This window comes from Sphingomonas sp. 35-24ZXX, from assembly GCF_000786215.1.
Classification (GTDB): Bacteria; Pseudomonadota; Alphaproteobacteria; order Sphingomonadales; family Sphingomonadaceae; genus Blastomonas.
In genome coordinates this window covers 1029030-1042493 of the sequence record NZ_JROG01000003.1, presented here as the reverse complement: position 1 = coordinate 1042493, position 13464 = coordinate 1029030, and the positions used below count along the sequence as shown (strand labels likewise).

Below are 13464 nucleotides of genomic sequence, written 5' to 3'. Positions count from 1 at the left end.
GCCCGTTGGATCAGACCGCGTCGTTGTCGCGTTCACCCGTGCGGATGCGCAAGGCCGTTTCCACCGGGATCACGAAAATCTTGCCGTCGCCGATGCGGCCGGTCTGCGCGGCAGCGGCAATCGCTTCCACCACGCGATCAGCCAGCGCATCGTCGACCACCACTTCCAGCTTCACCTTGGGCAGGAAGTCGACGATATATTCGGCGCCCCGGTAAAGCTCGGTATGGCCCTTCTGCCGTCCGAAGCCCTTGGCCTCGGTCACGGTGATGCCGGATACGCCGACCTCGTGCAGCGCCTCCTTCACCTCGTCGAGCTTGAACGGTTTGATGATCGCCTCGATCTTCTTCATAAGTCCCTGATCATCCTGTCATCGGCCGCCGCGCCCGGGTGGGCAGGGCGGTTATGGGAAAACACGGTGCGGGCGTGCCGGACCGTTTTGATATGGCCGCAAAGGTATCCGGGCCTGTGCGCAGCACATCGCCCGAGTCCCCCGTGGACTGCTACCAAACAATTAACGTGCCAAGACGCAATCCGCCACAAAAGCTTGGCTGCGTTGCAACATTATTGCGGGGCCTGATGGAATTGCGGGCAAGCGATGTCGGCAGTGCCTATATTTTGGGCAGACCGGTGTGCCCGAATGGGAGTTGATCAGCGGAATGCTGGTGCGATATAATCCCACCGCATCGAAAGGATCGACATGGAAAAGGCAAGTATCACGCTGACGCAAGCGCATCACCAGCTGCTGCACGCGGCGGTGGAAGCGGGCGAATATGCCAGCATAAGCGAGGCTATCCGGGATGCCCTGCGTGGCTGGGAGCTTCAGCGGCGTTTTCGCGAGGCAGAGCTTGAGGATCTGCGCCGCGAAATCCAGAAGGGTATCGACGATATCGAGGCCGGCCGTGTGGTGAAATGGGATCCAGAAGCCATGAAACGCCGCATTCGGGAGCGCGTCGGCAAATGAAACTACGCGTGTCCATTGAAGCCCAGGCTGACATGGACGCAATTACTGAATTCATTGCACGCGACAGCTTGGCAACCCCGATCAATAAGGCGGGTGGTCCAGCCCCTTGAGGCTCTTGGTGAAGATCTCGCATCCCGTCGCGGTGATGCCGATCGAATGTTCGAACTGGGCCGAGAGCGAGCGGTCGCGGGTCACCGCCGTCCAGCCATCCTCCAACATCTTCACCGCAGGCTTGCCGATGTTGATCATCGGCTCGATGGTGAAGAACATGCCGGGGCGAAGCTCAGGGCCGGTGCCGGGGCGACCGGCATGAACGACCTCGGGCGCATCGTGGAACAGTCGGCCCAGACCATGGCCGCAGAAATCGCGAACCACGCCATAGCGGTGCTTTTCGGCATAGGACTGGATGGCATGCGCGACATCGCCCATGGTGTTGCCGGGCCGCGCCTGCTCGATGCCCAGCATCAGGCATTCATAGGTCACGTCGACGAGCCGCCGTGCCTTGACCCCAACATCGCCGATCAGGAACATGCGGCTGGTATCGCCATGCCAGCCATCGACGATCGGAGTGACGTCGATGTTGATGATGTCGCCGTCCTTCAACTTCCGGTCGGCGGGGATGCCGTGGCACACCACATGGTTGATCGAGGTGCAGCAGCTGTGGGTGAAGCCGCGATAGCCCAAAGTCGCCGGAATACCGCCGCCCGCCAGCATCAGCTCGCGCGCCTTGGCGTCGATCTCCGCCGTGGTCACGCCTTCGGTGACGAACGAGGTCAGCTCGTCGAGAACATGGGCAGCGAGCTGGCCCGCCTTGCGCATTCCATCAAAACCATCCTGGCCGTGGAGCTTGATCGTGCCGTCGCGCATCGGCGTGTCGGCATTGGTGACGGTGACATACTGGTTCATGGTGATTCCATATAGGGCAGAGCGGCCACTTTTGCGACCCCGCGAATGGCGTGGACTTAGTCCGTTGACTTAGTCCAGTCAATGGACTAACTTTTGCCCATGACCAGCATCGTCAACGTCCACGACGCGAAAACGCATTTTTCCAAGCTGCTCGACCGCGCGCACGCCGGCGAGGAGATCATCCTGGCCAAGGCAGGCAAGCCCTATGCCCGGCTGGTGCCGCTGGAAAAGCCCAAGGTGGAGCGGCGGCCCGGACGACTGAAGCTGAAGACGCCCATCCCCGATGGCTTCTTTTTCGATCCGTTGCCCGAGGAAGAGCTGCGGGCCTGGGAATGACGGACTACCTGTTCGACACCCATGCCCTTGTCTGGTGGTGGACCGGTGACAAGGCCTTGCCGGCCAAGGTCGCCCAGGAAGTCAGTGACGAGCGAAACACGATCTTCGTGAGCGCGGTATCCGCCTGGGAAATCGCCACCAAATGCCGCATCGGCAAGTGGCAGGCGGCTGTCCCGGTCTTTGAAAACTTTGAAGAGCTTGCCGGGGCCGATGGATTTATCGAAATCGGCGTATCGGTATCCAGCGGTCTGCTCGCGGGATCCCTGCCCGGCGAGCACCGCGATCCGTTCGACCGGATGATCGCCGCGCAGGCCATTCACGATGGGCTGGTCGTGCTCACACGCGATCCCTCGCTCGCCGCGCTGGGGTGCGCCACCTTCTGGGAATAACGCCCCCGTGCCGCCATCAGGCCTCGTAGGTTGAAAAGCCCTTGCCCAGCGCCATCTGGCGCGGGCCTGCTGCGCCAAGGGGCACGGAGGCCGGCCAGCGGACTCCGCTCTTCAACAGGCGGCGCTTCTCGATGCGCACAACGCTGACCGCATCCTCCTGATTGCCGCCCAGCACATAATAGCCCTTCGTGTCTTCCCCGACATAGAAGCCGACATGGCCCTTCCAGCTGTCAGGATTCTCGCGCCAGAACACCAGGATCGCACCTGGCTGGGGAGTGCACGGGCCGCCAAACCGTTTCCAGTTCTGTGCGCCCAGCGGATTGGCCGGCAGCGGCTCGTTGCTGAGCGTGGTGCCGATGCAATGCGCGACGAACAGCCCGCACCAGGCAATATCGTCCGAGGCATAGGGGATACCCAGCTCGTCGGCCCAATCGAGAATGACGTAATTGTTGTCCTTGCCCGGCGTTTCCCGGATGCCCAGCAGCCGCCGGGCTTCGAGCAACCAGGGCAGGGCGGGATCGTCGATGGCATCGGCCTGCGCTGCGGGCTCCAGGCCGAGCGCCGCGCGGGTCAGCGGCCCGACGATGCCATCGGCCTGCAATCCGCGCGCGGTCTGGAATGCCCTAACAGCGGCCTCGGTTCGCTTGCCCCAGATGCCGTCGATCACCCCGGGGTCGAATCCCTTGGCGGCCAGGGCCTGTTGAACGCGGGTGACGTTGGATTTCGCTGACATGGGCTGCGGCCTTTCGAATCGCGCGGTGGATGGTGCCGCTCAAGCCTAGGATCCACCGCTGCCGCCGGGCGCGCCCAATTGGGTTCATTTCCGATCAAAGCAGGCGCGCGCGATGGGCTAGGCGGCGCGCTGCAGCCTGCTTCTGGTCTTGCGCCACCGGGCAAAGTGCGTATTGCATGGCACGCTATGCACCCCACCCAAAACCCCCGCATCTGGACCGCCGCGCTGATCGTGATCGGCGACGAAATCCTCTCTGGCCGCACCCAGGACAAGAATGTCGCACAGGTCGCGACCTGGCTGAATGTGCAGGGAATCCGCCTGAAAGAGGTGCGGGTCGTCGCCGACGACATGGATGCGATCGTCGAGGCGGTGAACCTGCTGCGGGTGCGCAACGACTATCTGTTCACCACCGGCGGCATCGGGCCGACGCATGACGATATCACCGTCGATGCGATCGCGCAGGCTCTGGGTGTCGATGTGGTCATCCACCCGACCGCTCGCGCCATATTGGAGCGGTATTATGAGACCCGCGGCGGTCTCAACGAGGGGCGGCTGCGCATGGCGCGGGTCCCCGATGGCGCCGAGCTGATCGAGAACCGCATGTCGGGTGCGCCCGGCATCCGCATCGGCAACCTGTTCCTGATGGCGGGCGTGCCGCACATCACCGCCGGCATGCTCGATGCGCTCACCGGCACGCTCGAGGGCGGATTGCCGGTGCTGTCAGCCACACTGGGCTGCTGGGTCGCCGAAAGCGAGGTCGCGGACATGCTGGGCGCGACCGAGCGCGCGCATGAAGGCTGCCAGATCGGCAGCTATCCGTTTTTCCGCGAAGGCCGGGTCGGCGCGAATTTCGTCATCCGCTCGGTCGATCAGGCGCAGCTCGATGGCTGCGTCGCAGCGCTGGCATCCGCGCTGGAAGCCACCGGGCGCGAAGTCACGCCCGGCGGTATCTGATCAATCTTCGGGTGCGATGGCGACCTTGAGGCCGTCGAGTGCAGCCGTCATCTGGATCTGGCACGACAGGCGCGAGGTCGCATTGCGGTGATCGGAGCTGTCGAGCAGGTCGTCCTCGTCGGCGCTGATCGGGGGCAGCTTGTCGGCCCAGTCGGCATCGACATGGATGTGGCAGGTCGCGCACGAGCAGCATCCGCCGCACAGCGCCAGCAGTTCGTCGAAGCCATTGTCACGGATCGCTTCCATCACGGACAGGCCGGTATCGGCTTCGATGGTGCTCTCTTCGCCCGCGCGATTGATGACGGTCAGCTTTGGCATGGAAACTCCCCACTAGATGGCAACGGGCTCTGGCCCCCGCAAACGCCGCTGCTATGATCAACCGGGCGCGCGAATGCAAGCAGCGGATGTGAGAGGGACTGCACTTATGGGTTTGACCGGCGAACAATTGAACAGCGGGCTCGATGCGATTGCCGCGCGCGAGCCGGCGATCGCGCGTGCGCTGGAGATCGCGGGCTATCCCGAACCCCGCATCCGCTCGCGCGGCTATACCACCTTGCTGCGTACGATTGTCGGCCAGCAGGTCAGCGTGGCGTCGGCGGCGTCGGTGTGGAACAAGCTGGAAGCCGCGCTCGGCGAGGGGTGTGCGCCCGAGGCGCTGATCGCGGCGGATTTCGATGCCTTGCGCGCCTGCGGCATGTCGCGGCAGAAACAGGGCTATGCGCGTTCGCTGGCGGAGCTGGTGGTGACCGGTGCGCTCGATCTGGAAAACCTGCCCGAGGATGACGAAGCCGCGATCGCCGAGCTGGTGCGGATCAAGGGCATCGGCCGCTGGTCGGCGGAAATCTACCTGCTGTTCGCCGAAGGCCGCCCGGACATCTGGCCCGCGGGCGACCTTGCCGTGCAGGCCGGGATCGGGCGGATCCTGGGGCTGGAGGCGCGGCCTTCGGAAAAGGAGACGCGCGCGCTGGCCGATCCCTGGTCACCGCATCGCGGCGCGGTCGCGATCCTCACCTGGCATTGCTACAACAACGCCGCGCTCTAGGCCTGTCCGCCCTTCCGGAGTCAGCTCTTGTAGAGGATGCGGCCGCTGGCCAGCCGGCCCCGGCTAAGCGCGGTCACTTCCTTGAGGAAGCTGGTCGGCTTCTTGAAGAACTTGCTCTTGGGGTTGGTCTTCAGGCCGGCTGCGGTGGCGACATCGGCAATGAAGTGGACGCAGTTGGCCGAGTTGAGATTGTAGCTCTTCTGTTTCTTGGTGCGCCACTTCTCGTGCACCGCCATCACCGCGCGATATTCGGCATCGGTCAGTTCATAAGTGAAATGAGCTGCGCTGTCGGCGATGTACTTGGGCTTGAGCACGCTGGTCTTGCCCTCGACCCAGCCGAACAGGATGCTGGGGCCGGTGCTGACCGCGGTGAAACCGATGTTGGTATCGACCATCTCGCCGGTGGAATCGACCTTGCCCTTCAGCGTGGCAAACGCGTGCGGAAACTGGCTGCCCAACTCGTGGCTGTAGAAGGTGATGGTGACAGCGGCATGCGCGGCATTCGCGCACAGCAGCATCGGCGCGATGAAAAGTGTCAGCAACAGGCGCTTGATCATCATGGATTATTTCCCCTTGGGGCTGGGTGAAGATGGCATCGTGACAATGGCGTTGTCCAGCCACCGTGCCGAATCGGCCGGGCTTTGCTTGTTGTTGTCCCTGTCGACGCGATAATTGGCCTCCCGCATTTTTTCCACCGGGATTGCGCCGACCAGAGGCTTGAGCGCCGCGACGAGCCGTGCATCGGCCGCAGCGGAGCGGCTGACCATCAGGATCGCATCATAAGAGGGCACGGCCCCCTTGGGGTCTTCAAGCACGACAAAGCCGTTCGCGGCGATCCGGCCATCGGACGAGAAGGCGGAAATGATGTCCGCCTCGCCCAGTTGCAGCGCGCGGTACATGAAGGTCGGCTCGAACGCGCGGCGGCCCTTGAAGCGCAGCGGATAGGCGGCCTGCACCATCTGCCATTCGGGCCGCTCCAGAAACTCGACATCGGTGCCGAAGACGAATTGCGGTGCGACGCGGACGACATCGTCGAGCGTTTTCAGCCGCAGCCGCTTTGCATCATCGGGCCGCACGGCAAAGGCATAGGTGTTCTCGAATCCCAGAGGACCGATCAACCCGACGCCATGCTGCGCCCTGGCCCAGCGGGTGATCTCGGCGATCATGTCCGCGCGCGGCTCGGGGTCCTGTCGCTGCATCTCGTTGGTCCAGATCGTGCCGGCATAATCGACATAGACCTGCACCTCGTCGCTCGCCAATGCGCGGAACACCACCGCGCTGCCCAGGCCCTCGCGATAGCGCACAGCATAGCCCGCATCCTCCAGCCGCTGGCCGATCAGGCGCGCCAGAATATACTGTTCCGAGAAGCGCTTGGCGCCGATAGTTATCACAGGCCTGTCGCTTGGCGGTGCGGGCCACAGCGCGATGGCGAGCCCGGCGGCGAGCGCGACGCCCGCCCCCCAGATGCGCCGATGCTTGCGCCAGCGGATGCCGCTTTCGATCAGCCCCAGCAGCAGATCGACGGTGATCGCAAGGCCCGCCGCGACCAGGCATCCGGCGAGCACCAGCGACCAGTTCTGCGTCTGCAGCCCGGCAAAGATCAGATCGCCCAGGCTCGGCTGGCCGACGGTGGTGGAGAGCGTCGCCGCGCCGATGGTCCACACCGCCGCGGTGCGCACGCCCGCCATGATGGTGGGCGAGGCGAGCGGCGCTTCGACCAGCCACAGCTTCTGAAGGCCCGTCATGCCCACGCCATCGGCCGCCTCGACCATCGCCGGTTCGACCGAGCGCAGCCCGGTCACCGCATTGCGCAGGATCGGCAGGAGAGCATAGAGCGTCAGCGCCAGCAGCGAGGGCAGGAAGCCCAAAGGCGAGATGACATCGCCGAAGATCGCCGACAGCGCGAGCAGCAGCGGGAAGAACAGCGCAAGCAATGCGAGGGCAGGGATCGTCTGGACGAGGCTGGCAAAGCCCAAGGTCACGCCTGCGACCGTGCGGCTGCGCACCGACCAGATCGCGAGCGGCAGCGCGATGACCAGCGCGAGGCCCAAGGCGGCAAAGCTCAGCTGCACATGCTGCGCGAGCAGGTCGAGGATGCGCGGCCAGTCAAGCGTCATCCGTTTTGCTCGCTACCGTGAGGCGCACACGTCCCGCGACTTCACTCGGGAACTCGGAGAGGGTGAACTGGTCTCGCTGACTCACCCCGGCGCATACGTCCCTCGACTTCGCTCGGGACAAACGGGAGGGGAAGCTTTGGTCTCCCTGATCCACCACAGAGCATACTTCTCCGAGTTCCCGAGCGAAGTCGAGGGACCTACGCACCCGGTTTTCCTTCGGCTTGGCGCATCGCGGTGATCCGCTCCGCCTGCAGCCGCGGCACCGCAACCAGAGCCTCGGCCTCCGCGCCGCAGCCGCCGGCGATCAGCTGCGATGGTGTCGCATCGGCGACGATCCGCCCGGCCGCCATCACCCAGATGCGGTCGGCGAACAGCAGCGCCTCGGCCATGTCGTGCGTGACCATGATCGTGGTCAGCCCCAGCCGTTCGTGCAGCGCGCGATACTGCTCGCCCAGCGCCTCGCGGGTGACGGGGTCGAGCGCGCCGAAGGGTTCGTCCATCAGCATCAGCCCCGGCTCGCCCGCAAGGGCGCGCGCGACGCCGACACGCTGCTTCTGTCCGCCCGACAGCTGCTCGGGCAGGCGCGTGGCAAAGTCGCGCGGCAGATCGACCAGATCGAGCAGCGCGCTGACGCGGTCGTCCGCCAGCGGTTTGCCGGTGGCCAGCCGCGAGCCGATGCCAATGTTCTGCGCGACGGTCATGTGCGGGAACAGGCCGATATTCTGGAACACATAGCCGATCGAGCGGCGCAGCTGGTGCAGCTCGCGCTCGGCCACGTCGGCGCCATCGATTCGCACGCTGCCGGAATCGGGCTCGATCAGCCGATTGACGGTTTTCAGCAGAGTCGATTTGCCCGATCCCGAGCTGCCGACGATGGCAACGAAGGTGCCCGGTGAAATTGTCGCATCGATGCCGGCAATGGCGACGGCGCTGCCATAGGTCTTGCCGACGCCCTCGAACGCTACGGCAGGGCCGCGCGCGGCGGCGGGCCGGGAAAAAGAGGGTGAGGTCGCCATGCAGACCCGCTTATAGGCGGCGGAAACCCGCGCTGGCTAGCCACTTGCGTGGAGGCAGGGTGCGGCTTAGCGTTGAGCAGGAAACCAATCGGACAAAGGAAGCTTGACCCTTTGACCCGACCCACCTCCGCTCAGCCTGAGCTTGTCGAAGGCCCCGCTCTATCGTTGGCGTGGGCGCGGGGCCTTCGACAGGCTCAGGCTGAGCGGGTGGTGGAACAACAGATATCCGGAGGGGCAACACATGACCGACACCAAGACCATCTTCATCACCGGCGGCGCATCGGGCATCGGGCGCGAAGTTGCGCGGTTCTTTGCCGCGAAGGGCTGGTTCGTCGGGCTCGCCGATGTCAACATCAAGGGCATGGAGGAAACCGCCGCGATGCTGCCGGCGGGCATGGCGTCGATCCATCCGCTCGATGTGCGCAGCCGCGAGCAATGGACGACCGCGCTCGAAGCGTTCACTAAGCCCCATGGCGGCAAGCTGCACGTGCTGTTCAACAATGCAGGTGTCGGCATCGGCGGGCCGCTCGAAGACCACAGCGAAGCCGATATCGAGAAGCTGGTCGACATCAACTTCAAGGGCGTCGTCTATGGCGCGCATATCGGCCATAAGTACTTGAAAGCCACACCCGGATCGTGCCTGCTCAATACCTCGTCGGCATCGGGGATCTATGGCTCGGCGGGGCTGTCGGTCTATTCGGCGACCAAGTTTGCGGTGCGCGGGCTCAGCGAGGCGCTCGATATCGAATGGTCGGTGGATGGCATCCGCGTCCGCGCCTTGCTGCCCAGCTTCATCGATACGCCTTTGCTCGATGGCGCGCCTGCCAACAGCAACCAGTCGATCGGCCAGAGCGTGACCGCGGCGGGGCTGGAAATCTCACCCGTGCTGATGGTTGCCGAAGCCGCCTGGGCTGCGGTGCACGATCCGAAGAACGTGCACAGCTATGTCGGCCCCACCGCCAAGCGCCTGGCGTTCGCGGCGAAATGGATGCCCGGATCGATCCGCAAGCGCGGCGGCCTGATGGTGCGCAAGGCGCGCGGGGAGTAGTTCGGGGCTGAGTTCGCGCTGCGCGTCCTCCCCCTTGATGGGGGAGGAGCGAGGCTTGGCGTCGCAGGAGCCTAGTCGCAGCGGTGGGGGTGAGGGTGCGGCTGGATGCTTCGCTGCGGCGATGCGCAATCCGGTGAGATCACCCCCACCCAACCCTCCCCCATCGAGGGGGAGGGCTTTTCAGCCCGCACCGATCATCAGCCGAACACCCTTTTTCCGTAGGTCACGCGGTCGGACATCGCCATCGTGGTCAGCTGCGCGTTGACGCGGATGCAGCTGGGCATCACGCTGGCATCGGTGACCAGCACATTGGCGGTGCCGTGGACGCGCTGGTCGAGATCGACCACGCCCTTGGCCGGATCGGCGTTGATCGCGTTGCCGCCGTGCGGGTGGCTGGACGACAGCACGACATCGTCGGGTTCCTCGATATGCTCCCAGTAGAAGCGGTCGATCTCTTCGTCGCTCATCCCGGCGTGCATCGTCTCGCCATGCAGCAACGCAGGGTAGACCTCCTGCGCTCCCCCACGGAAATGCAGCTTGGTCAGCGTCGACAGCGCGCGGCGCAGCACGGCCAGGTCGGTGGGCTGCAGCACGAAATCGAGCTTGCCCTTCTTGATGTTGCCCAGCCGGTCGGCGGGGAACAGCACGCCTGCCGACGCCAGCCGGTTGTAGTGCCGCATCCGGCGGAAATGCTCGTCGAACCAGCCCGGCACCAGCGAGGCCATGCTCATCGGCGGCTGGAAGTGGCTCTCGATCAGGAAATCGCCGCGATCGATGAAGGTCGCCATCTGGTCCTCGTCCCAGGCGTTGACCGGGTCGGGCATCAGCGCAGGGACGGGGCAGGCGATGTTGAGCGATATGCCCTTGCCGGTACCCTCGATGCCGCTCGCCGACAGGATGTTGCTCGATGCGATGGTGCCTGCGGCGACGACGACGCCCTTGGTCACGCGGATCGTCTTGGCGCGGCCATCGGGGAATTGTACCTGCACCGATGAGGCGCGCTTGCGGCCATGGTCGTCGCGTCCGTCCCAGCCGATATGCGCGACTTCGGCATGCGCGAGGATCCGCGCCTTGCGCGGTGCGCTCAACGTCGCGTGGCGCAGGAAGCTTTCGGGCATCGCGCGCTTGCGGCCATAGGGGCAGCCGGTGTTGCAATATCCGCAGGAAACACAGGCGTTTGCCTCGGTCTTCTGTCCCCAGTTCTTGCGGAACCAGCCCGAGACCGCGCGCTGATCGAGCGGGTCGGCAGAGCTTGCGCGATACGCGTCCCAGCCGCTGAGCAGCCGCGTGCCGTTGCTGCGCCCCAGCCGCCGGTCGATCTCGTGCACGCCCAGCCGGCATTCGACGCGGGCATAGCTGTCTTCGAGTGCATCCGGATCGACCGGCGCGCCGAGTTCGCGCCAGCTGTGCAGCACGTCATTGGCATCGGGGTGGGTCTCGCCCTCGCGCGCCAGCCGCAGGCAGATGCCGTTGTTGACCACGGTCGAGCCGCCGACGGTGCGCCCCTGGAACACGATGATGTCGCGGTTGCGCGTGGTCTGGATCGCGCCGTCCTTGAACAGGCTCGACGACATATGCGCCTCGTTGGGGGTCATCCGCGCGCTGGGCATATAAGGCCCGGCCTCGATCACCAGCACCTCATAGCCCTGGTCGGCGAGGTTCGATGCTGCGACCGCGCCGCCCGCGCCCGATCCGATCACCACCACCTCGACACTGTCGGGGATCGCATCCTCGCCGACGAACACGGTGTACGGCAGGTCGTTGCCGGTGTGCTCGGCGATCAGCGGGTCATCGGGCGTGCCCGCACGCTCCCGGTGGCGGGGCAGGGTGAAGCCCATCGACTGGAACACCGGGTTGGCGCGGTTGGCATCCTCGGCCGCCGCATCGGAGGCATTGGCATCGTCCTGATCGAGCCAGTGGCCGTAATAGCCCGCATAGACGATGCCGCGGATGCGGGCCATGTCCTGAAAGATATCGACCCGGCTGTTGCGCAGCCGCCGCTCGATCCGCCAGATGCGGAAGGATCGCGGCGCGAAGTGCCAGACGGGGCCGCCCAGCACAAGCCAGGTGGCGATCACCGACAGCGCGGTATTGCGCGGCGTATCGCCTTCGATATTGGCAAACAGCCGCTGGAGGTTGGCGACGACCTGCGCGGGGCTGATCGCCATCTGCGCGGGCTCGACGAACAGGGTTTCGGCCAACCGTTTCCAGATCGCCGCCTCGAACGGATTGAATGGCTTCCTCATCATCTCGCGAATCCCCCCTTGCCCGGAGGATAGGCTAGCAGCGCGTTCCAGAATTGTAAGATTTCGCCGTGTTAAACCGCGTTAATCCGCGCCTTACGCCATCGCGCAGACGCGCGCGTCGAGCAGGCCGCCCGAAATTTCGAGCCGGTTGAACGAGGGCCGGGTCGCGCGGACGCGTTCGGACAAGGTGCCCGCGCCGATCAGCCGGACCGGGCCCGCAGCGGTCGGCACTTTAAGGTCGAATGGGTCATGGACATGGCCCGACAGCACGGCATCGGCCCCGGCGGCGGCGATCGCCTCCAGCGCGGCGCGGCCGCCGGTGGTCCGCCCGCTGCTCTGCGTATTCGCCTCGATCAGCGGATGATGCGTCAATACGATGCGCAGCTGCGCGTCAGGATCGCTGAGCAAGGCATGCAGCGCCTCGTGCAGCGCGCGGCCGCTGACGCGCCCCTTCGACCAGTTGAGCCGCAGTTGGACCCGCGCGGTGGTCCGCAGCGATACCAGATGGACATGGTCGAGTGTCACGCCGTCATGCAGCTCCTGCTGCAGCCGCATCACCCGGCCATAGGGCCGCCAGATACGCCGGACAGGATTGAAATAGGGCAGGTCATGGTTGCCCGGCTCGATCAGCACCGGACGACCCAGCGCGGCAAGCCATTCCTGCGCCGCGGCAAATTCGGCCGATCGCGCGCGCATCGTCAGGTCGCCGGTGATGATCACCGCGTCGGGCCGGTGCTGCTCGACCTCCTGCGCAAACCAGGCCAGCGCCGCGCTGTCCTCTGCGCCGAAATGCAGGTCGCTTGCGTGAAAGAGAACGGTCATGGAGCGGGCGTGAGGTGATCTTCGCTGGGGCGCGTGGTGATGAAATTGTGCGGGGCATGGCCCAGCCGCAGCGTGTCGCCGGGGCGGCATTCGGCGGGTTCGCCATCGATCAGCAGGCCGATGGTCTCGGCCTCGCTGGTCAGCGTCGCGCTTGCTGCGCTGCCCAGATCGACCCGCGGGCCTTCGCGGAAATCGCCGTTCAGCCAGGCGCTGGCATGGCTGAGCACCTCGCTGATGCTCGATGCGGTAAAGCCGCACAGCGCCATCGTGGTGTCGCGCGGGGCAGCGAAGATGGCGGGAAAGCTTTCAGCGTGGCCTTCGATGCCGACCTGCGGTCCGCCCAGGCTTTCGGAGATCGCGGCGGGAATGGCGTTGAACACCAGATCGGCCACTTCGCGGTGGCGCGCGTTTTCGCGCACCTGCGCCCAGCTGGTCGTCGGCCCTGCGATCACACCGACATAGGCGATGCTTTCGCCGATCTCGACCGTGCTCAGCTGCCGGGTGCGACGATCGCGCCCGGCCTCGGCGATGATCGCGTCGCACGGCTGCTCGCCATGCAGCGCTCGTGCAAGCAGGTTCATCGTTCCGCCGGGCAGGATCAGCACCCCGCCATCCCATCCTGCGGCCGCCTTCAGCGCGCTGTTGGTGGTGCCGTCACCGGCATAGATCGCGAGCGTCTCGACGCCCGACGTGCGCAGCGTTTCGGCCGTCGGCAGATCTTCGTCGGGGCAGCGCACGATGCAGTCGACCGGTTGGTCGCTGTTCGCGAACCAGGTCACGATATCGGCGATCACCGCAGCATCATAGCTGCCGCTCGCCTCGTTCACGATAAGCCAGGTGCATGTCATGCGCGCTCTACGCGCCATCTGGCGATTGGTGCCCGCTCAACGAGCA

The 13464-nt window shown here is 65.3% G+C and carries 16 protein-coding genes; 6 read left to right on the top strand and 10 right to left on the bottom strand.

Translation table 11 applies throughout. The annotated features are described in order from the left end of the window. Window positions 1-10: 10 nt before the first annotated feature. Entirely contained in the window at window positions 11-349 is a 339-nt protein-coding gene (locus LI72_RS07440; RefSeq protein WP_017671887.1) for a P-II family nitrogen regulator, read from the bottom strand. A gap of 348 nt (window positions 350-697) precedes the next feature. Between LI72_RS07440 and LI72_RS07435 the strand changes: the two genes are divergently transcribed. Next, on the top strand, window positions 698-961 hold the full coding sequence (locus tag LI72_RS07435; protein WP_033925089.1) for a ribbon-helix-helix domain-containing protein: 264 nt from the start codon (window positions 698-700) through the stop codon (window positions 959-961). 81 nt (window positions 962-1042) lie between these two features. Here LI72_RS07435 and map read toward each other — a convergent pair whose 3' ends face one another. Next, the gene (map, locus tag LI72_RS07430; protein ID WP_033925088.1) at window positions 1043-1867 is read right to left on the bottom strand and encodes a type I methionyl aminopeptidase; all 825 of its coding nucleotides are present in this window, start codon (window positions 1865-1867) and stop codon (window positions 1043-1045) included. Between the two features lie 99 nt (window positions 1868-1966). Between map and LI72_RS07425 the strand changes: the two genes are divergently transcribed. Both LI72_RS07425 and LI72_RS07420 read left to right on the top strand, forming a co-directional pair. Beyond that, window positions 1967-2203 carry a type II toxin-antitoxin system Phd/YefM family antitoxin gene (locus tag LI72_RS07425; RefSeq protein WP_033925087.1) on the top strand — a complete coding sequence of 79 codons (237 nt, stop codon included), beginning with the start codon at window positions 1967-1969 and terminating at the stop codon, window positions 2201-2203. Next, a complete protein-coding gene (locus tag LI72_RS07420; RefSeq protein WP_033925086.1) occupies window positions 2200-2592 on the top strand; it encodes a type II toxin-antitoxin system VapC family toxin in 393 nt (130 codons plus the stop codon). Before LI72_RS07425 ends, LI72_RS07420 begins: the two co-directional genes overlap by 4 nt. Window positions 2593-2608: 16 nt before the next feature. On the opposite strand, the gene LI72_RS07415 is transcribed toward LI72_RS07420, so the two are convergent. After that, the gene (locus LI72_RS07415) at window positions 2609-3325 is read right to left on the bottom strand and encodes an NlpC/P60 family protein (protein WP_033925085.1); all 717 of its coding nucleotides are present in this window, start codon (window positions 3323-3325) and stop codon (window positions 2609-2611) included. A 186-nt stretch (window positions 3326-3511) separates the two neighbouring features. Here LI72_RS07415 and LI72_RS07410 point away from each other — a divergent pair, with 186 nt between their 5' ends. Further along, complete coding sequence (locus LI72_RS07410; protein ID WP_033925084.1) at window positions 3512-4279, top strand: competence/damage-inducible protein A; 768 nt, start codon at window positions 3512-3514, stop codon at window positions 4277-4279. On the opposite strand, the gene LI72_RS07405 is transcribed toward LI72_RS07410, so the two are convergent. Next, window positions 4280-4597, bottom strand: coding sequence for a 2Fe-2S iron-sulfur cluster-binding protein (locus LI72_RS07405; protein WP_033925083.1), 318 nt, complete (start codon window positions 4595-4597; stop codon window positions 4280-4282). A 106-nt stretch (window positions 4598-4703) separates the two neighbouring features. On the opposite strand from LI72_RS07405, the gene LI72_RS07400 reads away from it, so the two are divergent. Next, a complete protein-coding gene (locus LI72_RS07400; protein ID WP_033925082.1) occupies window positions 4704-5321 on the top strand; it encodes a DNA-3-methyladenine glycosylase family protein in 618 nt (205 codons plus the stop codon). Between the two features lie 20 nt (window positions 5322-5341). On the opposite strand, the gene LI72_RS07395 is transcribed toward LI72_RS07400, so the two are convergent. From LI72_RS07395 to LI72_RS07385, 3 genes are all read right to left on the bottom strand, one after another. Continuing rightward, complete coding sequence (locus LI72_RS07395; protein ID WP_052129585.1) at window positions 5342-5881, bottom strand: hypothetical protein; 540 nt, start codon at window positions 5879-5881, stop codon at window positions 5342-5344. 3 nt (window positions 5882-5884) lie between these two features. Then, entirely contained in the window at window positions 5885-7438 is a 1554-nt protein-coding gene (locus LI72_RS07390) for an ABC transporter permease/substrate-binding protein (protein ID WP_033925081.1), read from the bottom strand. A gap of 197 nt (window positions 7439-7635) precedes the next feature. Continuing rightward, window positions 7636-8454, bottom strand: a complete 819-nt coding sequence (locus LI72_RS07385) for an ATP-binding cassette domain-containing protein (protein ID WP_033925080.1) — start codon at window positions 8452-8454, stop codon at window positions 7636-7638. Window positions 8455-8695: 241 nt separating this feature from the next. Here LI72_RS07385 and LI72_RS07380 point away from each other — a divergent pair, with 241 nt between their 5' ends. Further along, complete coding sequence (locus tag LI72_RS07380; protein ID WP_033925079.1) at window positions 8696-9502, top strand: SDR family oxidoreductase; 807 nt, start codon at window positions 8696-8698, stop codon at window positions 9500-9502. A 197-nt stretch (window positions 9503-9699) separates the two neighbouring features. Here LI72_RS07380 and LI72_RS07375 read toward each other — a convergent pair whose 3' ends face one another. From LI72_RS07375 to LI72_RS07365, 3 genes are all read right to left on the bottom strand, one after another. Then, a complete protein-coding gene (locus tag LI72_RS07375; protein WP_231562392.1) occupies window positions 9700-11748 on the bottom strand; it encodes a GMC family oxidoreductase N-terminal domain-containing protein in 2049 nt (682 codons plus the stop codon). A gap of 93 nt (window positions 11749-11841) precedes the next feature. Further along, complete coding sequence (locus tag LI72_RS07370) at window positions 11842-12570, bottom strand: metallophosphoesterase family protein (protein WP_033925077.1); 729 nt, start codon at window positions 12568-12570, stop codon at window positions 11842-11844. Then, window positions 12567-13418: a diacylglycerol/lipid kinase family protein gene (locus tag LI72_RS07365; protein ID WP_033925076.1), complete on the bottom strand. Its 852-nt coding sequence runs from the start codon at window positions 13416-13418 to the stop codon at window positions 12567-12569. The genes LI72_RS07370 and LI72_RS07365 overlap by 4 nt, the downstream gene beginning before the upstream one ends. Between the last annotated feature and the right edge of the window lie 46 nt (window positions 13419-13464).